General features: G+C 42.0%; 17 protein-coding genes. 12 read left to right on the top strand and 5 right to left on the bottom strand.

Going from position 1 to position 20,728, the window contains the following annotated elements; translation table 11 throughout:
- Window positions 1-198: 198 nt before the first annotated feature.
- Window positions 199-351, top strand: coding sequence for a hypothetical protein (locus ACRQQK_RS20775; RefSeq protein ID WP_180980195.1), 153 nt, complete (start codon window positions 199-201; stop codon window positions 349-351).
- Window positions 352-405: 54 nt separating this feature from the next.
- On the opposite strand, the gene ACRQQK_RS20780 is transcribed toward ACRQQK_RS20775, so the two are convergent.
- The 4 genes from ACRQQK_RS20780 to nadK form a co-directional block, all read right to left on the bottom strand.
- Window positions 406-789: a Rid family detoxifying hydrolase gene (locus ACRQQK_RS20780; protein ID WP_102968327.1), complete on the bottom strand. Its 384-nt coding sequence runs from the start codon at window positions 787-789 to the stop codon at window positions 406-408.
- 47 nt (window positions 790-836) lie between these two features.
- Window positions 837-2,051, bottom strand: a complete 1,215-nt coding sequence (locus ACRQQK_RS20785) for an aromatic amino acid transporter (RefSeq protein ID WP_457514564.1) — start codon at window positions 2,049-2,051, stop codon at window positions 837-839.
- A gap of 117 nt (window positions 2,052-2,168) precedes the next feature.
- Window positions 2,169-3,587, bottom strand: a complete 1,419-nt coding sequence (gene tnaA, locus ACRQQK_RS20790; protein ID WP_457514565.1) for a tryptophanase — start codon at window positions 3,585-3,587, stop codon at window positions 2,169-2,171.
- A 634-nt stretch (window positions 3,588-4,221) separates the two neighbouring features.
- The gene (nadK, locus tag ACRQQK_RS20795) at window positions 4,222-5,106 is read right to left on the bottom strand and encodes an NAD(+) kinase (RefSeq protein ID WP_457514567.1); all 885 of its coding nucleotides are present in this window, start codon (window positions 5,104-5,106) and stop codon (window positions 4,222-4,224) included.
- 161 nt (window positions 5,107-5,267) lie between these two features.
- Between nadK and grpE the strand changes: the two genes are divergently transcribed.
- From grpE to dnaJ, 3 genes are all read left to right on the top strand, one after another.
- Window positions 5,268-5,882, top strand: coding sequence for a nucleotide exchange factor GrpE (gene grpE, locus ACRQQK_RS20800; protein WP_457514569.1), 615 nt, complete (start codon window positions 5,268-5,270; stop codon window positions 5,880-5,882).
- Between the two features lie 284 nt (window positions 5,883-6,166).
- Window positions 6,167-8,080, top strand: coding sequence for a molecular chaperone DnaK (gene dnaK / locus ACRQQK_RS20805; RefSeq protein WP_457514570.1), 1,914 nt, complete (start codon window positions 6,167-6,169; stop codon window positions 8,078-8,080).
- A gap of 271 nt (window positions 8,081-8,351) precedes the next feature.
- The gene (gene dnaJ / locus ACRQQK_RS20810) at window positions 8,352-9,491 is read left to right on the top strand and encodes a molecular chaperone DnaJ (protein ID WP_457514572.1); all 1,140 of its coding nucleotides are present in this window, start codon (window positions 8,352-8,354) and stop codon (window positions 9,489-9,491) included.
- Between the two features lie 66 nt (window positions 9,492-9,557).
- On the opposite strand, the gene ACRQQK_RS20815 is transcribed toward dnaJ, so the two are convergent.
- On the bottom strand, window positions 9,558-10,622 hold the full coding sequence (locus ACRQQK_RS20815) for a LacI family DNA-binding transcriptional regulator (RefSeq protein ID WP_457514574.1): 1,065 nt from the start codon (window positions 10,620-10,622) through the stop codon (window positions 9,558-9,560).
- A gap of 474 nt (window positions 10,623-11,096) precedes the next feature.
- Here ACRQQK_RS20815 and ACRQQK_RS20820 point away from each other — a divergent pair, with 474 nt between their 5' ends.
- The 8 genes from ACRQQK_RS20820 to ACRQQK_RS20855 are packed head-to-tail and all read left to right on the top strand — an operon-like array spanning window position 11,097 to window position 20,697.
- On the top strand, window positions 11,097-11,963 hold the full coding sequence (locus ACRQQK_RS20820; protein ID WP_457514575.1) for a carbohydrate ABC transporter permease: 867 nt from the start codon (window positions 11,097-11,099) through the stop codon (window positions 11,961-11,963).
- Between the two features lie 4 nt (window positions 11,964-11,967).
- A complete protein-coding gene (locus tag ACRQQK_RS20825) occupies window positions 11,968-12,810 on the top strand; it encodes a carbohydrate ABC transporter permease (protein ID WP_167411934.1) in 843 nt (280 codons plus the stop codon).
- 4 nt (window positions 12,811-12,814) lie between these two features.
- Window positions 12,815-13,969 (top strand): glycoside hydrolase family 88 protein, encoded by a 1,155-nt coding sequence (locus ACRQQK_RS20830; protein WP_457514576.1) that lies wholly within the window; start codon window positions 12,815-12,817, stop codon window positions 13,967-13,969.
- A gap of 13 nt (window positions 13,970-13,982) precedes the next feature.
- Entirely contained in the window at window positions 13,983-15,098 is a 1,116-nt protein-coding gene (locus ACRQQK_RS20835) for an ABC transporter ATP-binding protein (RefSeq protein WP_457514578.1), read from the top strand.
- 13 nt (window positions 15,099-15,111) lie between these two features.
- Window positions 15,112-15,747, top strand: a complete 636-nt coding sequence (locus tag ACRQQK_RS20840; protein ID WP_457514579.1) for a hypothetical protein — start codon at window positions 15,112-15,114, stop codon at window positions 15,745-15,747.
- A complete protein-coding gene (locus ACRQQK_RS20845; RefSeq protein ID WP_457514581.1) occupies window positions 15,737-16,999 on the top strand; it encodes an extracellular solute-binding protein in 1,263 nt (420 codons plus the stop codon). The genes ACRQQK_RS20840 and ACRQQK_RS20845 overlap by 11 nt, the downstream gene beginning before the upstream one ends.
- Window positions 17,000-17,045: 46 nt before the next feature.
- Complete coding sequence (locus ACRQQK_RS20850; RefSeq protein WP_457514582.1) at window positions 17,046-18,863, top strand: heparinase II/III domain-containing protein; 1,818 nt, start codon at window positions 17,046-17,048, stop codon at window positions 18,861-18,863.
- 10 nt (window positions 18,864-18,873) lie between these two features.
- Window positions 18,874-20,697: a DUF2264 domain-containing protein gene (locus ACRQQK_RS20855; protein ID WP_457514584.1), complete on the top strand. Its 1,824-nt coding sequence runs from the start codon at window positions 18,874-18,876 to the stop codon at window positions 20,695-20,697.
- Window positions 20,698-20,728 lie beyond the last annotated feature (31 nt).

The raw sequence follows: 20,728 nt of genomic DNA on the forward strand, positions 1-20,728 counted from the left end.
AATGGTGCTGTGTTTAATGCGTTAAATGGGATTCAAGTAGAGTTGCTTGATAGCACTAGCTTTCTAGCAATATGCCCTTTGAACAATGTGAGAATCAATTTTGAATTGATTACTAAATGTTCATTAAATAATTTGACGAGGTTCACAAAAAAGATAGAATACGCAACCTGTATACAATGTGACAAGGTGTAGAAAATCATGAACTCAGCACTTCTTTCGCTATTAGAAAAGAAAAGCACTTCGGGAAAAAGTAAATCGCAATCGACATTGGCTGACAAACTATCAAGTGTCATGATGTTTGGCGCGACACTTGCTGTAGTTGGTGTATTAGGGCTAACGTACATTGCATAAATTCAAAAAAAAAAGACGCTTCAAGCGTCTTTTTTATTATCTAGCGAATAGCGCTTACTTGGTCGCTATCACTTCAATTTCCACTTTTGCATCCATTGGCAGGCGAGCGACTTCTACGCATGAACGCGCTGGAAAAGAGGCTTTGTGGCTTTCAAAGAATTCGCCATAGACTTTGTTTACTAATGGGAAATCATTTAAGTCTTTAACGAAAACCGTAGTCTTAACAATGTTGCTTGCACTTAAACCTGCCTCTTCAATGATAGCCAAAGCATTGTTTAGTGATTGTAAGGTTTGCTCTGCAACATCTTCAGGCATCTGTTTCGTTTCCGGATTAATTGGTAACTGCCCGGAAGTAATGACCATTCCACCCAGATTAACGCCTTGAACATAGGGTCCAATCGCCAGGGGGGCTTTTGTTGTATTGAGTATTTCTGCCATTGTAATTCTCGTAATTAGTGGGTTGTCATTGGGTTAGTAAAACTGACTTAACCGCTGAATGTAGGTAATAGGTTCATCATTGACATAAAGTGGAACACAGCGGTCGCGATACCAAATAAGATCAGCATGCCGATCATGGCGTTACCACCCGGAGCCATAAATCCTTCTTGTCCACCTTCTAAAGTGCGTGATTTGCGAGCTAATAAAGCTGGAATTAAACAAGCCCAAATTGTTGCTGCTGCACCTGCATAGCCAATCGCCAGAACAAAGCCGAAAGGGAACAATAAAGAAAGGAGGAGTGGTGGAATAAATGTCACTACCCATGTTTTAGTGCGACCTTGTTTGTTGTCTTCAAATTTGAACAGGTCTGCCAGAAAATCAAAAACACCTAAGCCCACACCGATGAACGACGAAAGAATGGCCGCCATTGAGAAGGTGTTGATTGCGTGGGATACCTTGTCTGAATCGATCACAGAACCTAATGCCGACAACAGAACTTCAACGTTACCGCCTTGCTCAATCACTGGGCCGAAATTGCTACGTGGTAGGTTACCGTAAATACTGACCATCCATAGGAAGTACAGACACAGCGCGATAACAGTACCACCGAGAATGGCGTATTTTGCGCGATGCTCACATCCGTAGTAAGAACGCATACTGGCTACTGAGTGATGATAGCCAAACGAAGTTAACGCCACAGGCAGCATAGCCATAGCGTATGGAGCGTAATTGGATTCTTCGCTGATGCGGTCGAACAGTACGCTCGCATCGATGTTGACGGCTAAACCCGAAACACCAAAAATAAAACTCAGTACCATAAAGGCAATAAGAACAATTGAGATCCTGTCGACTGCTCGAGTAGAGTGCCAAACGAAAAGAGAGAAAACAGCAACAAACAGGACTGACGCGATTTTATTATTAATGCCTAAAACACCTTCCAGAATTAAACCTGAAGAAGTGATGTACGCATAAAGTAAGATACCGCCAACAAAATACACAGCTAAATTATTAATTCGATTGACGTTATCGCCGAGAATATCTTTGGTTACAGTGTTAAAAGACACTTTAAGATCATAGCGTTTGAATGCTTCCAATAGCATCCAACCCGAGAGTGTCATCATGATCATGGTGAAGGTAATTGCGATAAGAGACCAAGTTGTCCAAGCGCCAGCTCCCGCGCTTGGCAAACCTAACATTCCAGCCCCTACACAGACACTTGCTATGATACAAGCTCCGCCTACTAAAGATGGATTATTGTTCATAATCGTTACTCTTGTTTAAGTTTCATGTTGAGGAAAAAAGCCCGCTAAATTTATAGATTTTGTTTTGCTAGATTTAGAGGGAAATAGCGCGCCAATTAGGCGCGCTTGATTTAGTTATTATTCAACTTCTTTTAGACGAGCGGTGAAGTGGCGTAGCACTGGTGGCTCGTAAGTAAAATCCAGACCTTTTACGTTGTGAGCATTCTCTTTTACTTTCCCAAATGCTTCGATAACGAAGTCCATGTGTGTTTGAGTGTAAGTAGCGCGAGGAATGGTTAGACGTAACAACTCAGCAGGACAAGGGTGTTGTTTACCGGTTGCAGGGTCACGTCCTAATAGTAACGAACCGATTTCCACTGCGCGGATACCTGCTACTTTGTAAAGTTCACAAGCCAAAGCATGAGCTGGGAACTGATGTGAAGGGATATGAGGTAATAGTTTGCCTGCATCAACAAATGCAGCGTGGCCGCCTGCTTGCTGGCAAACAACCCCAATGGCTTCTAGCCCATCAACAAGGTACTGAACCTGACCGATTCGGTACTCTAGCCAGTCTTGGCGCATACCATCATAAAGACCGACAGCAAGGCGTTCCATTGCACCGCCTTCAAGACCACCATAGGTAGGGAAACCTTCCTGAACCACACAAAGCGTACGACACTCAGTGTAAACGTCCATCATCGATTCATCTTTGAAACATAGAAGGCCGCCCATTTGAACCATCGCATCTTTCTTAGCAGACATCGCTAAGCCGTCTGCGTATTTATAAGTTTCACGAGTGATTTCTTCGATAGTCCAATCTTGGTAACCCGGCTCACGTTGTTGGATAAAGTAAGCATTCTCGGCAAAACGTGCAGAGTCCATAATGACTGGAATATCGTAGCGTTGAGCAATTTCGTATACCGCTTTTAAGTTAGCGATAGAGACAGGTTGACCACCTGCAGAGTTACAAGTAATCGTGCTAACAATGTAAGGTACGTTCGCAGGTCCTGCTTCTTCAATCGCCATTTCCAGTTTCGCGATGTCAAAGTTGCCTTTGAAATCTGCATTAACAGACGTATTGAAAGCATCTTCGGTATAGACGTTTTTCGCTACACAGCAGTTAACTTGAGTGTGACCTTGCGTGGTGTCGAAGAAGTAGTTAGACAGCGCCACCATTTTCGAACGGTCTAGGCCTTTCTCTAGCTCGCGCTTTTTAATCAGAACTGGAATATAAATTTGTTCTGCACCACGACCTTGGTGTGTTGGAATAGTTAACTCATAACCGAAGATATCTTTCACTGCATTCGAAAGCGCATAGTAGCTGCGGCTGCCACTGTAAGCTTCGTCACCCATGAGCATTGCTGCTTGCATTCTTTGTGTAATAGAACCGGTGCCACTATCTGTTAAAAGGTCGATAAACACATCATCACTGTCTAGCAGGAATGGGTTCATACCCGCTTTAAGAATGGCTTCTTCACGATATTCACGAGTTGTACGTTTTACTGGCTCAACAACACGAATGCGGAATGGTTCTGGTAGGTGTTTAAAGTTTTCCATGATAATACCTTTGAATATTTTAATTTTCGTCAGGCGATATTATTCGACACCAGTTATATATTTAGGGTGCAAAATATCGCGCTAAATAATTAGCGATAAAATTCGAGTTAAATAAATCTATTTAAGAATAACCAAGCAACAACTTTAAATTAATAAAGAAGAATGCAAGTATCGAAAAACGATATAAATAGATTTAGTGGTGATGTTGATTGTTTAATAGATTCGAAAGAATGAAGAAACAACCAAGCAGACTAGGCGTGTGCAAAAGAAGGTAAGATTGAAATTTGATAGTCGTGTGTATACCAAGCTAGGGAGCTTGACCATAACTTATCTTGAATTTTTAGATTTTTACTCATATCTAAATCCGCTGTGAGTTATAGCTGGTTGACTGATGGATGGATTCTTAACCAAGTTTGTGGGTAAGTAAATTGATATAAATAATAATTGTGACCGAAGTCCTTAACCTGAATATGGAATAAATCATAGCTCACAAATAACTGGGTGTAGGATAAATGAATGCATGATGGAAAATAAATGGAAATTAAAAAATATTTTAAATATTAATAATTCCCTATAAAAAGACCTCGATATTATTAATCGAGGTCGATAGTCAATAGAAGGTGGAGTGGTTGGTTTAAAACAATTTACTCGACCAACCCAACTTGCTTCTCAACACACTGTAGTAACTATAGTCCTTCGGATGGATTAACTTGAGCACATTTGGGCTTTGATAAATGATCACTTCATCACCAGGAGATACTGGTAGTGATATTTGACCATCGCAACTGACTTCCTGAGTACCTCGGTTGTCTGGTGACACCACCAATTTAATACGGCGCTTACCATCAACCACTAATGGACGACAAGAAAGTGTGTGCGGGAACATAGGTACCAGTGTAATCGCATTGAGGCTAGGGGAGACAATAGGTCCGCCACCAGAAAGAGAATAGGCTGTGGAGCCTGTTGGCGTTGAGATGATCAAACCGTCTGAGCGCTGAGAGAAAGCGAACTTGTCATCAATGTACACTTCGAATTCGATCATATGAGCAATTTTGCCTGGGTGAAGCACCGCTTCGTTCAAAGCTGCATTGTGACTTTTGATTTGCCCATGGCGGTGAACTTCCGCTTCCAGCAAGAAGCGTTCTTCTTCCATATATTCACCTTGCAAGACCGCTTGCAGGCGTGTTTGGAAATCCTCAGGGTTTAGATCGGTCAGAAAGCCTAAATTGCCGCGATTAACACCGATAACAGAGATATCAAAGCGAGAGAGTACGCGAGCGGCACCCAACATATTGCCGTCACCCCCGACAACAATTGCGAGATCGGCCTGCCTGCCAAGTTCGATTAAACTTGAGAAGTGGTCTTGAGGAATATCCGTTAAGATTTCTTTGAGCCTGTCGTCAATAAATACAGAATAACCTAGAGTTGTAAGCCACTGATACAATTCTTTGTGAGTCTGAATTGCTTGTTGATCTCTAGGCTTGCCAATGATGGCGATGACTTCAAATGGTTTTTTCATAAGTTTCCAACTGAATTAGGCTTGAATCAAAATTCTTCATCCCCATAATAAAGGCAAGTTACGCTTTTATGCGAATTTTTGTGTCAAGAACGTAAAAGAGAATTCAGTTCCTTAGCGGTTATTAACGTAAAAGAGATAACTGAAGGAATGCAGGAGATATCATGAGCAACGAAGAAAACAAAGTTAAAGATGAAGAGCTGAAGCCAGAAGCGGTTGAAGTTGAAGCTGAAGCTGTCGGCACTGATGCTGATATCGATTGGAATCAAGATGACGCGCAAGAAGGCGAAGTACTTGATGAGCAAGAAGCAAAAATTGCTCAACTAGAAGCGGCATTGCTTTCGACTGAACAGCGTTTGAAAGATCAGCAAGACAGCGTATTACGTGCGAAAGCTGAAGTTGAGAACATGCGTCGTCGTTCTGAGCAAGAAGTTGATAAAGCACGTAAATTTGCTTTGAACCGTTTTGCTGAAGAACTGTTGCCGGTTATCGATAACCTAGAGCGCGCGATTCAAGCGGCTGACATGGACAACGAAGCGATTAAACCTGTGATCGAAGGTGTTGAACTAACACACAAAACTTTCATTGGTGTGATTGAGAAGTTCGGTTTGAAAGAGATTAATCCAGAGGGTGAAGCTTTCAATCCTGAATTCCATCAAGCGATGTCAATCCAAGAAAGCCCAGAGCACGAATCAAACACCGTTATGTTTGTAATGCAAAAAGGTTACGAGTTAAACGGTCGTGTCGTTCGACCTGCAATGGTAATGGTTGCTAAGTAATCTTACTGAAAAAGAACGAAAACGGGAGGCAAGAGCCTCCCGTTTACTTTGCCTTAAGATAATTTTTATCGGGTTATATCCGGTGGTAGAGCGCTGAGTTTTTATCCAGCATCAAAAAAAACACTCGAAAAGCCGATAATTTTTATTTTTTTTCATTTTTCCCCTTGAAATGCTTTTTGGCGCCCTTATCTATGGGGCATACAAGAAGCAAACATACATGTTTAGCTTTGTAGCCCGATAAGGGCATAACAAACGAACAGAGAATTTATTTCGGAGATAGCCTGATGGGTAGAATCATTGGTATTGACTTAGGTACGACTAACTCATGTGTTGCTGTACTAGACGGCGACAAACCTCGCGTAATTGAAAACGCAGAAGGTGAGCGTACCACCCCTTCTATTATTGCATATACAGACGGCGAAACATTGGTCGGTCAACCTGCAAAACGTCAAGCTGTAACGAACCCAGAAAACACGCTATTTGCTATTAAGCGTCTTATCGGTCGTCGTTTCGAAGACGAAGAAGTTCAGCGCGATATCGAAATCATGCCATACAAAATTGTACGTGCTGATAACGGTGACGCATGGGTTGAAGCGAAAGGCCAAAAAATGGCTGCACCTCAAGTTTCAGCAGAAGTTCTTAAGAAAATGAAGAAAACTGCAGAAGACTTCCTAGGTGAAGAAGTAACTGGTGCTGTAATCACAGTTCCTGCTTACTTTAACGATGCTCAACGTCAAGCAACGAAAGATGCTGGTCGTATTGCTGGTCTAGAAGTTAAACGTATCATCAACGAACCAACAGCAGCTGCTCTAGCTTACGGTTTGGACAAGAAGGGCGGTGACCGCGTTATCGCTGTATACGACCTTGGTGGTGGTACATTCGATATTTCAATCATCGAAATCGATGAAGTTGAAGGCGAGAAGACTTTCGAAGTTCTATCTACCAACGGTGACACTCACCTAGGTGGTGAAGACTTTGATAACCGTCTAATCAACTACTTGGTTGACGAGTTCAACAAAGAACAAGGTATCAACCTGAAGAACGATCCGCTTGCAATGCAACGTCTAAAAGAATCGGCAGAAAAAGCGAAAATCGAACTGTCTTCAGCACAGTCAACTGATGTGAACCTACCATATATCACTGCAGATGCGACTGGTCCTAAGCACATGAACATCAAAGTTTCACGTGCGAAACTAGAATCTCTAGTTGAAGACTTGGTTCAACGTTCACTAGACCCACTAAAAGTTGCTCTAGCGGATGCTGATCTGTCTGTAGGCGACATCACTGACGTTATCCTAGTTGGTGGTCAAACTCGTATGCCTATGGTTCAGAAGAAAGTTACTGAGTTCTTCGGTAAAGAACCACGTAAAGACGTGAACCCTGATGAAGCAGTAGCCGTTGGTGCTGCAGTTCAAGGTGGTGTACTTGCTGGTGACGTTAAAGACGTACTTCTTCTAGACGTAACACCACTGTCTCTAGGTATTGAGACTATGGGTGGCGTTATGACTAAGCTAATTGAGAAAAACACGACGATTCCTACTAAAGCGAATCAAGTGTTCTCAACTGCTGAAGATAACCAAAATGCAGTTACGATTCACGTACTACAAGGTGAGCGTAAGCAAGCGACTTACAACAAGTCTCTAGGTCAATTCAACCTAGAAGGTATTCAACCTGCACCACGTGGCATGCCTCAAATCGAAGTTATCTTCGACCTAGATGCGGACGGTATCCTGCACGTATCTGCGAAAGATAAACAAACTGGTAAAGAACAGAAGATCACTATCCAAGCTTCTGGCGGTTTGAGCGACGAAGAAATCGAGAAAATGGTACAAGAAGCAGAAGCTAACAAAGAAGCGGACAAGAAGTTCGAAGAGTTAGCAACTGCACGTAACCAAGCTGACCAAATGATTCACGCAACTCAAAAACAAGTTGCTGAAGCAGGTGAAGCTCTTCCAGCAGAAGATAAAGAGAAAATCGAAGCCGCTGTAGCAGCCCTAGAAACTGCGAAGAAAGGCGACGACAAAGCAGAAATCGACGTAAAAGTTCAAGCGTTGATGGAAGCTTCTCAAAAGCTAATGGAAATTGCTCAACAGCAAGCACAAGCACAACAAGGTGCAGGCGATGAGCAACAATCCGCTTCTAAAGAAGACGATGTTGTTGACGCTGAATTTGAAGAAGTGAAAGACGACAAAAAATAATTTGTTGTAAAGCAGATGACTTGTTAAACAACAAGTCATCTGTGTTCACAATTCATTCTATTTACTTGCGGGCGTCAGAGTTTCTCTCTCGCCCGCATGTTTCTAGTTGTAGAGTCTATCTAGATAATACTATTTGCTCGTCAACTTATAGCGTCAACATATTGATTACTAAGTAAAACCTAAAATTGTTGTCAGTAATATTATCTAGATTGATTGATAAAAGACGGAGAGGCATTGCGCTTCTCGCTGAAAGTAATTGGTAGTTTAAAACATGTCAAAACGTGATTTTTACGAAGTATTAGGCGTTAGCCGTGATGCCTCAGAGCGCGATATTAAAAAGGCGTATAAGCGCCTAGCAATGAAATTTCACCCAGACCGCAATCCGGGTGATGCGACTGCGGCGGATAAGTTTAAAGAAGTAAAAGAAGCGTACGAAATTCTGACGGATGATCAGAAAAAAGCCGCTTATGACCAATATGGTCATGCAGCCTTCGAACAAGGTGGCATGGGCGGTGGCGGCTTTGGTGGCGGCGGTGCTGATTTTGGTGACATCTTCGGTGATGTGTTTGGTGACATCTTCGGTGGTGCTCGTCGTGGCGGTGGTCCTCGTGCACAGCGTGGTGCAGACCTACGTTACAACATGGAACTGACTTTAGAAGAAGCGGTTCGCGGTTGCAGCAAAGAAATCGAAGTACCAACACTGGTGCACTGTGATACCTGTAACGGCTCTGGTGCTAAGAAAGGTACATCGGCACAAACCTGTGGAACCTGTCATGGCCACGGTCAAGTGCAAATGCGTCAAGGTTTCTTCGCTGTGCAACAGACCTGTCCTACCTGTAATGGTAAAGGCAAGATCATTAAAGACCCATGTAATGACTGTCATGGTCAAGGTCGCAAGCAAAAAACCAAAACCCTTAACGTTAAGATCCCTGCAGGTGTGGATACTGGCGATCGCATTCGCTTATCTGGCGAAGGTGAAGCGGGAGAAATGGGTGCACCAGCAGGTGATTTGTACGTACAAGTACACGTGAAAGAGCACCATATTTTTGAACGTGACGGCAATAATCTTTATTGTGAAGTGCCTGTAAGCTTTGCTATGGCAGCACTTGGTGGTGAAGTTGAAGTACCAACACTTGATGGTCGTGTAAACCTTAAAGTGCCAGAAGAGACGCAAACAGGTCGTATGTTCCGTATGCGTGGCAAAGGCGTGAAGAGTGTTCGCGGTGGTGCGATGGGTGACTTGCTAGTGAAGCTGGTAGTAGAAACGCCGGTGAAACTCAGCTCACGTCAAAAAGAACTGCTACGTGAACTGGAAGATTCTTTTGGCGGTGAAGCGGGTCAAAAGCACAAACCTAAATCAGAAGGTTTCTTCAACGGTGTTAAGAAGTTCTTCGATGATCTAACCAGCTAATCTCTGGTGACTAGATATAAAGATAAGGCCAGCATTGCTGGCCTTATTTGTATTTGAAATATGTCATCACTTTGGATGTATTTGCGGATAAACCGAATTACGTTCAATCAGTTCTACCGCCATATAAGCGCGGATTCCGCTAATGGTACTGTGAGCTTGCTTACTGATAAGCATCGCTAATCCTTGCTTGGCTAAATCATAGTAGTTAGAGCGAATTGTCGTGAGCTGTGGAGTAACAAGGGAGGATATGGGTAAATCATCAAAGCCGATAATCGAGATGTTTGCCATTTTCTTATTCTTTAGTGCTTGCATTAGTGAGATCGCCATTAAGTCACAGATACAGAATACCCCATCGATGTTATTTAGCAGACCGTCATCAATGATTCTCGGTAGCAGATATTTTGCACCAAAGTCCCCGCCAGCCGTGCCATGAATGATTTTGTCATGCAACATAGGATCATGCTTCTTCGCATACTCGACTAAATCAATGATCTTACAACTTCGCTCAGGATGAATGTCTGTTTGTCTGTGTGCTCGCTGAAAGCCTAATTGTCTGTCTACTAAAGATTGACGTAAATTGACCGTAATAATGCAATTGTTTCTGTTGCCTGCTTCCAACAGGTATTGACCTGCTAAGTAACCACCGTATTCATAATCGGGTGAGATACTTGAAAACTGCATTGAAGGGTCACTACCGTTGATAATTTGCACCGGTTTACCGAGTGATTTTAGGACATTCAATAAGTTTGGATTTTCCATACCAACAAGAATGACCGCATCAGCCCCCTCAAATTGCTCTTTCAATGCCTCTTTGTTTTCCCCCAGGCTATCAATCAGTACAACCTCAATATCAATTTCAAGTCGCTCAGCTTCGAATTTTAACCCAGACAAAACTGCATAATAGAAACTATTTGGATTCGAAAAATCATCGTTAGTAATAACAACGATCTTACTTAATGTAGAAAGTGGTAGGGATTTATAAACCTTTCTTTTATAGCCTAATTGTTTGACGGCTTGTTCCACTTTTAATTTCAGATCATCACTCACGTAACCACTGTCATTTAGCGCTCGTGATACGGTCGCAATTGAGGTGTTCGCTAGTTTAGCAACATTTTCTAGAGTAGGTTTCATAGCAAAACTTATTTGATCTGTAATTTCTTTTTATCTGAACATAGTTATTTTTTAGTGAGAAGTAATTTTTACATTGAGGGTGGTAATTCGTATATATGATCACAAATTAATTTAATTTTAGCCTGAAAAATAAATAATAAATATTTTATCATTAAAAGATATTTTGAAATAAAATTCATTAAAATCAATGTGTTAAGTGAGTTTTGAGGTCTAATGGATTTATAAAAAAAGATGAGGTAATGTGTAAATTTTACATTTACTTATTTTTCCATGTTTAAGGTGATCTTAATCTCGTTTTTATCACTAGTGATACCGAATAATAGTTTTGATTATGGAGATAATCGAAATAAGCCGTTTATTTATTAGATTGAATAAACATAAGTTCATTTAAGCAGATTGAGTTTATCTATGTCTGATCAAGCACTGGCCGTGAAAATGGATCCTACAAAAGCAAAATCAAGAAAGAATAGGAAAATGAGAGATATGCTTACCGCATATTCTTTTATTGCGCCTAATTTCTTGGGCTTTGCAATATTTACGCTAGGTCCCATTGGATTCGCCTTCTTATTAGCTTTTATGAATTGGGATGGTTCTAATCCTATGGAGTTCGTTGGGCTTGATAATTTCTTTGCCCTATTGGAAGACCGTATTTTTAAAATTTCGCTATGGAATACGATTGTCTATACGTTGTTTTCCGTTCCTCTCACTTTAATTTCAGCACTCGCTATTGCGGTACTTCTCAATCAGAAAATTAAAGGACGAGGCTTGTTCAGAACTGCAATGTTCTTCCCTTATGTGGCGTCATTGGTGGCAGTAGCAGTGGTATGGAACATGGTATTCAACCCAGATATGGGGCCGGTCAATATGCTTCTGTACAACTCAGGTGTTGATCCGCAAAACCTACCTGGCTGGTCAGCAGATAAAGACTGGGCAATGCCAACGATTATCCTATTCGGTGTTTGGAAAAACATGGGTTACTACATGGTGATCTATTTGGCTGGTTTACAGGGCATCAACTCTGAGCTGTATGAAGCAGCCGATATCGATGGTGCGAACAGCTGGCAGAAATTCATCAGAATCACAGTACCGCAACTCACACCCACCACGTTTTTCGTTTCAGTAATGCTAATGATTCAATCCTTTAAAGTGTTTGATCATGTATTACTTCTTACTCAGGGCGGTCCGGGCAGTTCAACCATGGTATTGGGTTACCACTTGTACAACGAAGCATTTGTAAGCTGGCGTTTAGGTTATTCATCGGCGATTGCAATTGTTCTGTTCTTACTGGTGCTTATCGTGACCATTATTCAATTCAAATATGCCAAGAAGTACGAAGAGTAATTAGATGAAAATGCAATCTAAAACTAAACAGGAAACAATTAAGAAATTTGTTCTCTATGCCGTCATCATTGCTATTACGCTTGTAATGATCATTCCATTTATCTGGATGTTGTCTGCTTCTCTGAAGCTCAGTAGAGACGTATTTGTATTTCCCATTGAGTGGATTCCTTCTGTACCGAGATGGCAAAACTTTGTCGATATTTGGGAACAGATTCCGTTAGCGTTGTTTATCTACAATACAGCTAAATTAACCGTAATTGTCACTGTGCTCCAGTTGCTGACTTCTAGCTTCGCAGCTTACGCCTTTGCTAAGTTACGCTTTCCGTATCGAGATGCCTTGTTCCTAGGTTATGTTGCGACTATCAGCGTTCCTTGGATCTCTTACATGGTTCCTCAGTTCATCATGATGAGAGAGATAGGGCTCAACAACACTCACGCTGCGATCATCTGTTTACAAGCATTTACCGCTTTTGGCGTGTTTCTAATGCGTCAGTTCTACATGAGTATTCCGGATGAGCTATGCGAAGCGGCGAGAATTGATGGCATGAACGAATATCAGATTTGGTACAAGATTATGCTACCACTTTCTAAACCAGCTTTATCTACCCTAACTATCTTCACGTTTGTAACGACGTGGAACGACTTCTTAGGGCCAATGATTTATTTGACTGAAACTAAGCTCAAAACCATTCAGATAGGTTTGCGCATGTTTATCTCTCAATACTCAGCGGAATACGGCCTGATCATGGCAGCATCGGTTGTGAGCTTAATTCCCGTACTGATTGTTTTCTTAACTCTACAGCGTTTCTTCGTAGAGGGTATCGCTTCATCAGGCTTAAAAGGTTAACTAAATGAATATCAAAACACTTTCAGAGCAGAGTCTGAACAACGCGATCATGCAGGCTGTTTCTATCGTCAAAGGAAATCTCAAGCAGTTCACCTATGACAGCCAGTTCCATTCGAGTGAGAACAACTTCTACAAACCATGTGACAACAACCTTTGGACGACGGGCTTTTGGCCGGGGGCTGTCTGGTTAAGCTATGAATTGACGCATGATCCTATCTTCAAATATGCCGCGCAGATTCAGGTTCAGAGTTTCAAACATCGTATTGAAAATTTGATTGAAGTTGAGCATCACGATATGGGTTTTTTGTATACGCCATCTTGTGTTTCTGCGTGGATGTTAACCAAAGATGAAGACGCAAAAAAAGCTGCGATTTTGGCGGCTGATCAGCTCTGTACACGTTATCAACCTGTCGGTGAATTCATTCAAGCATGGGGTGAGAAAAGCGCACCAGACAACTATCGATATATCATCGACTGCTTGATGAATGTGCCTTTGCTTTACTGGGCTTACGATCAAACCGGTGACAAAAACTACCTCGATATTGCGCTTAAACACACCGAGACCACGTATCAAAATTCCGTACGTGAAGACGGTTCAACTTACCATACCTTCTTTATGGATATGGAAACGGGGGCTCCTTCTTATGGTTCAGCATGCCAAGGTTATAAAGACGATTCAACCTGGGCGCGTGGTCAAGCATGGGGCATTTACGGATTTGCTTTGGCCTACCGCTATACCAAAGATGCGAAGTATCTCGATGTGTTTGAGAGAGTATTGAAGGTTTACCTAGAGTTTCTGCCGGAAGACCAAATCCCTTACTGGGATTTGACCTTTACCGATGGTAGCAGCGAACCAAGAGACTCTTCTTCAGCAGCTATTACTGCGTGTGGTTTGTTGGAAATGGCAGACCTTGTTGAAGAAAGTAAAGCGAAAGAGTATCGAGCGATAGCTCGCTCTATGATTCAAAGCCTGATAGACAACTACGCCGTAGCGGATGCTTCTCAGTCGAATGGCTTGTTGTTACACGGAACCTACTCGAAGAAAAGTCCTTACAACACCTGCACTGAAGAGGGTGTTGATGAGTGTGTGTCTTGGGGAGATTACTTCTACCTTGAAGCATTGACACGTTTGACCACCAACTGGAACCCGTATTGGTAAAAGGAACAGAGACATGGCTGCTATATCACTACATAAAATTAATAAGACTTATGACGACAAAAATGTTGTTGTTCCTAGCATTGATTTAGAAATCAAAGATAAAGAGTTCATTATCCTTGTTGGTCCTTCTGGTTGTGGAAAATCGACCACACTGCGCATGATTGCGGGCTTGGAAGATATCTCAAGCGGTGAGTTATTCATTGGTGGAAAACTGGTGAATGACGTGCCATCAAAAGATCGCGATATTGCGATGGTGTTTCAAAACTACGCGCTTTATCCGCATATGACGGTATACCAAAACATGGCTTTTGGTTTAGAGCTACGTAAAGTTGATAGAGATATCATTGAGCAGAAAGTGCAAGAAGCGGCAGAGATACTGGATATTTCTCATCTGCTTAATCGTAAACCGAAAGCTTTGTCTGGCGGTCAACGTCAACGTGTGGCTTTAGGGCGAGCAATGGTACGTGATCCAGAAGTGTTCTTGTTGGATGAGCCTTTGTCAAACCTTGATGCCAAACTGCGGGGCACGATGCGCTCTGAAATCAGTAAGTTACATAAACGACTCAATTCAACTTTTATCTACGTAACCCATGATCAGGTTGAAGCTATGACTATGGCTGATCGAATTGTGGTTATGAAAGATGGCATTATTCAACAGGTAGACACGCCACAAGAGCTTTACGATAACCCAGCCAATATCTTTGTCGCGGGCTTTATTGGTGCACCACAAATGAATTTCATTCCTGCAAAATTGACGCTAGATGGCAGTGATTTTCAATTATTTGCTCTGGGAAAAACGTTGACTTTGCCAAGTCGTTTTTCATCTCAAATCCTAGATGCTCAACTCAATGAAGAGTTAGTGTTGGGCATTCGCCCTGAAGATATTTACGTTAAAGCACCGAAGGACGTGGATGAGAACTTAATTACGCCAATGGAGTTTGAAGTAGATCTGGCGGAGCCTATGGGTTCTGAAGTGCATTTGAGCCTGACCTGTAAAGGACACAAAATGGTGGCAAAAATCACCTCTCGCTTGGATGCCAAAGTAGGCGATAAGTTAACTTTGTATATCGACATGACTCACGCTCATTTATTTAACGAAAAAACAACCCAGTCGTTAATGCATTTATAAGCTAAGGAATACCATGCTACGTATATTTAAAGACAACAATTCTATTCTGGCGGTTATTTTTCGCGAACTGTGGAATTTATTAGTTCTAAATATACTAATGCTCGCTTCAATGATGCTGATTGTAACTATTCCAGCCAGTTTTATTGCTGCCTATAAAATATGCGAGCGAATGGTTCAGGATAAAAGCGTTTCTGTATACGCTGACTTTAAATGGCATTTCAAAAAAGTCAGCATCAGAGATTGCGCTTTCCTATGGGCGATGACGATTACTAGCGGCATTCCTGCCTACAGCAGCTACATATACTTTCAACTTACACAGCATGCCACGATTTACAGTCTGCCTTTGACTGTCTCTGTGATCGTGTTTGCTATGTGGGTATCCACCATATTTATATACCTGAGTAAGAAACCGGAGGAGGGGAATTTACAGACACTAAAAAAATCCTTATTGAAACAAATGGGTAAACCATCGCTAATTATAAAAATAAACATAACTGTTGGCTTATTTGTATTAATTGCCGTTGCGATGTTTCCCTTATCTTTCTTATTTATTATTTCAATCATGCCTCCTTTGTGTTTGCTGTTTATAGCGAACACGATGAATAAATCCAAAAAGCGAGAAATAGAAGGAACTTGTCATGTTAAATAAAAAACTTACAACACTCTGCCTGACCTCTCTGTTATCTGTCGGTGGTGTTGTTCAAGCTGCAGATGATCCAATTACTCTAAACTGGGCTCGTTGGGATGTGTCTAGCGGCGTAGAATTAAACGCAATTGCGGATGCTTACATGAAAGCGCACCCAAATGTAACAGTAAATTCTGTAGACTTAGGCAGTGCGGATTACAACTCAATGCTGATGACTCAGCTTTCTGGTGGCGCAAAAAATATTGATATCGTAACTGTGAAAGATGTACCAGGGTATACAGATTTAATTCGTTCCAACAACGTGGTAGACATGACTAGTGCTCCAACAGACGAATTGAAAAGTAATGCTACTTATCAAGGCTTGATTGATGAATTTTCCGTTGACGGCAAACTTTATGCGTTGCCAGTCCGTCTTGATTTCTGGGTGCTTTACTACAACAAAGCGTTATTTGATAAAGCGAATACACCTTACCCAAGCAATGATATGACGCTGGAAGAGTTTGATGCATTAGCAGAGAAAGTCACCAGTGGTTTTGGTGCGAACAAAAACTACGGTGCTTACTACCATACGTGGCGTTCAACCGTTCAACTACCTTCTCTGTTTGATGGTAAACAAACGTTGATCAGTAAAGACTACTCATTCCTAAAGCCTTATTACGAACGTGTTCTGAAACTGCAACAAGAGGGTACAGTTCCTCGTTATGCTTCATTAAAAGCAACCAGCACGCACTACTCTGGACCTTGGTTTAACTCAACAGTTGCAATGCTCCCTATGGGATCTTGGTTTATCTCAACTCAAATTGCCAAGCTCAAAACTGGCGAAAGTAAAGCCAGTGATTGGGGGATTGTGAAAATGCCACACCCTAAAGGTGTAAAAGCTGGGACAACAGCAGCAACAGTCACGAGCCTAGCGATCAATGTGAACTCTGATAAACAAGAAGCAGCGTTGGATTTCATCAAGTTCGCTGCGAGCCATCAAGGTGCTCTTGCTGTGGCTAAAGCTGGTGGCTTCCCTGCTAACCAAAACGAAGAAATCTTGAAGATCGCAGCAAATCGTGACGGTTTTCCTAAAGATGCGAAAAGCTTAGCAGCACTCGAAATTGGCAAAACTTACCTAGAAATGCCAGTTGACTCTTTAACGCCACGTATTGAAGTGATTCTAAACCGTACTCACGATGCAATCATGACGGAAAGTGAAAGCATTGATGATGCGTTGAATATGCTTAACAAAGACGTAGCAAAAGTACTGAATTAGTCTTAAATGAGCCACGTTCTGCGTGGCTCTATTTTTAGGAATGACAATGGAACTGGTACAGGCATTTACTGACGAGCGCTCTCTTTCTTCACTAACTCCTTTTCCAGCTTGCGACGACAGAAATGCGTGGCAAGCGTTACCATCTTGGGTTCAGTCGATTATTCAAATTAATCTGGATAAAGCGCAAGAATCAGAGTGGTCACAGCTATTTGCCTCAGATTATGTGGCTTTTTCTCAGTCTGGAAATCGAGTGAATTTTGAAGCCAAGTATTTTCAGCGTAGAGAAAAACTCATCGATTTAACGCTTGGTTATTGTTTATCCCCTAACGATAGGGTATTGGCTCAGATTGTGGATGGCATCATTTTAATATGCGAAGAGTCAGGCTGGCAGTTACCTGCCCATAACGGATATGTGCGTGACTCAACCTTGTACCCATTCCCAGATACTACCCGCCCTGTTATTGATTTATTTGCCGCAGAAACTGGCGCATTGCTGTCACTGGTACATTATTTACTTCAAGCCGATCTACAACATCAATATCCCTATGTGTTAGAGAGACTTCATTTTGAAGTGACTAAACGGATTGTTGATCCTTTCCTTGATTCTCATTTTTGGTGGATGGGAAATGGCGATGAATCTATGTGTAACTGGACGCCGTGGTGCACGCAGAATGTCTTGCTGGCTTTCTTTGTTCTTCCTCAATCACAAGCGTTGAAACAAAAAGCGATTAAGAAAGCCATTTATGCCCTGAACTGTTTTTTGAAGGATTATGGAGATGATGGTGCATGCAACGAAGGCGTGGTCTATTACCGTCATGCTGGATTATGCTTTTTTAACTGTGTCGATATTTTAAATCAGATTACGGATGGCTTTTATCTCAATGTTTTTAATGAAACGAAAATTAAAAACATGGCGAATTTCATCACCAATAACCATATTAACGAGCAGTGGTATTTTAACTTTGCGGACAGTGCTCCGCGCATAGACTCTTGTGATGTCAGAGAGTATTTATTTGGTGTTGCAACAGATTCTCCTGTATTGATTCAGCACGCATTGGAAGACTGGCAAAGAAGTGTGAATAACGGCGGAAAGAGCCGTTTGGCAAACGAATACAGCCTCTATTATCAGCTACAAGGTGCATTCTTTGCGCAGGTGATGAGTGACCGAATCCAGCAGTCACTATCTGAGCGAGAGAGTGTTAAACCGGATGTATATTATCCAAGCATTGGTCAGTTTATCTCTCGGGATAATAGCTTTGCTTTGAGTGTCAAAGCAGGGCATAACGCAGATAGCCACAATCACAATGATGTCGGCAACATCATTGTTTATAAGATTGGTAAACCAATCTTGATTGATATTGGTGTTGGCACATATACCAAAAATACTTTTTCTGAGCTGCGCTACGAGATATGGACCATGCAGAGTGCTTGGCACAACCTACCAACGTTTTCAGCAGTGATGCAAAACAACGGTAAAAATTTCGCCGCAACGGATGTCAAAGTCGAGTTTTCACCTCTGATGAGCTCTATTGCTATGGAACTGTCCAACGCTTATCCACCAGAGGCAAATCTCAAATCTTATCGACGTAAAGTCACTCATGTTAAAGGACTGTACATTCAGGTTGAAGAGCAGGTTGAAGGTGATAGTGAAATGGTTCTTTCACTGATTTTTTCTTCTTTCCCTCAAGTCTTTGACAAGCACATTTTAGTTGGAAGCTCTCAAATTCAGTTTGATCAATCTATCCGTGTCGACATTGATACCGTGGATATTGATGACGCCAGATTGAGGCAGTGTTGGCCTGAGAATTTATATCGAGCAAGAGTAAAAACAGAAAATCCTAAGTTCAGTTGGCGTATTTTTTAAGAGAAAAATCATGAGCAAAACTCAACAATTTCTGAGCAATAATCCATTAGCAACTCGCAACGATTTAGCCGCTTGCTGCCAAGAACTTCTTAAAGCTGTGGATCCTTTTTTTACTGCCGAATGCAGCGGGTTAGCTTTAGGTGAAACCACCACACATTACGGAAAGAAAATTGCCGAGATGGAGGCTTTCTCACGCCTACTATGGGGTGTGTTTCCTTTACTTTCTGGCGACTTCAATAGCTCTAGTGTTGATCATTATTTTGATGCAATTCGTGTTGGTACAGATCCAAATCACCCTCAATACTGGGGAGAAATAGACGATTTTGATCAGCGCGCAGTTGAAATGGCGGTTTATGGCTACGGAATGGCTCTGCTGGGGGAAGGTTTTTGGAACTACTTTAGCGAATCAGAAGCAAACAATGTCCAGACTTGGTTAGAGCAATCGGCTTGGGCGGCTATTCCTGATAATAACTGGCATTTCTTTCCAATTATGGTGCAGATAGGTTTTCAGCTATCGGGTAAGCCTTACGAACAGAAGAGCCTAGATTTTCACTTTGCCAAAATTGAAGAGTATTACCTCGCAGATGGTTGGTATTGTGATGGTATTGGTCGACCAAGAGATTATTACATTTCTATGGGATTCCACTTCTATAGTCTGTTTTACGCCAAACTCATGAAGTTTCATGACCCTCAGCGCTCAGCTCTGTTTGTTGAGCGAGCAAAGCTGTTTGCTAACGATTTTATATGGATGTTTGCAAAAGACGGGGATGCCATCGCTTTTGGGCGTAGCTTAACGTATCGATTTGCTGAAGCCGCATTTTGGAGTGCTGTCGCTTTTGTTGATGAAGGTATCTATGATCTTGGGGTAGTAAAAGGGTTACTGCTGCGCCATTTACGTTTCTGGTTTAAACAGCCAATTTTTGATCATCAAGGCTTGCTGACGATTGGTTACCATTATCCCAATTTAATTATGGCTGAAGACTATAATGCGCCCGGCTCAACCTATTGGGCGGCCAAAGTCTTTCTGGTCGTTGTTCTCGGTGAAGAACATCCATTTTGGCAAGCGGAAGAGAAACCTTTACCTGTGATGAGGGGCATACATATCATTCCTCACGCCAATCAGATCATTACCCATAGTGAAGAATCAAAACATGTTTGGATGCTGACGTCTGGTCAGCTAGAACTGAATAACTATGTCAATACTGAGTCGAAGTACACCAAGTTCGCTTATTCGAATCAGTTTGGTTTTACGCTTGAGCGAGGTCGTTATCAGCTTAAACACAATGCTTGCGACTCGATGTTGTTACTGAGTGAAGGTGATGGTTATTACCGAGGTCGTCGAGAATGTGAGTCAGTTGAAGTGACGGACCAATACATAGTTTCAACATGGCGACCATGGAAAAACGTTGCAATAAAGACGTGGTTAATTCCTTGTGCTGACTGGCACATCCGTCTGCATTGTATTGATAGTGAACGAGAATTGGAGGCTGTAGAAGGAGGCTTTTCTATCAAAAAGCGGCCTCAATCAGTGATTGAATCGTCGCAGACTCAATGCCGTGTGGTAACGGAAGAGTTAGAGTCACAAGTGGTCGATTTACTAAACTGCGCTACGGACGCCCAGTGTGTTACAACACCACCCAATTCCAATATCCTTTATCCTGAGCAGGCATATATCCCAATCTCAACGCACGATATTCATGTTGGTCGTCAGTGGATTGCTTCGGCGATATTTGCTGGTAAACGTTGTGAACACCAAACTGCGCCAATGCTGAGTTTAAATGGAGAGGAAATCGAGATTGTTCATTTGAATGAAAGCAAAACTATCAAAATGTAGTTCAAAATAGGCCAAGAAGGTTTAGCCTTCT

Source organism: Vibrio sp. C8, from assembly GCF_054051265.1.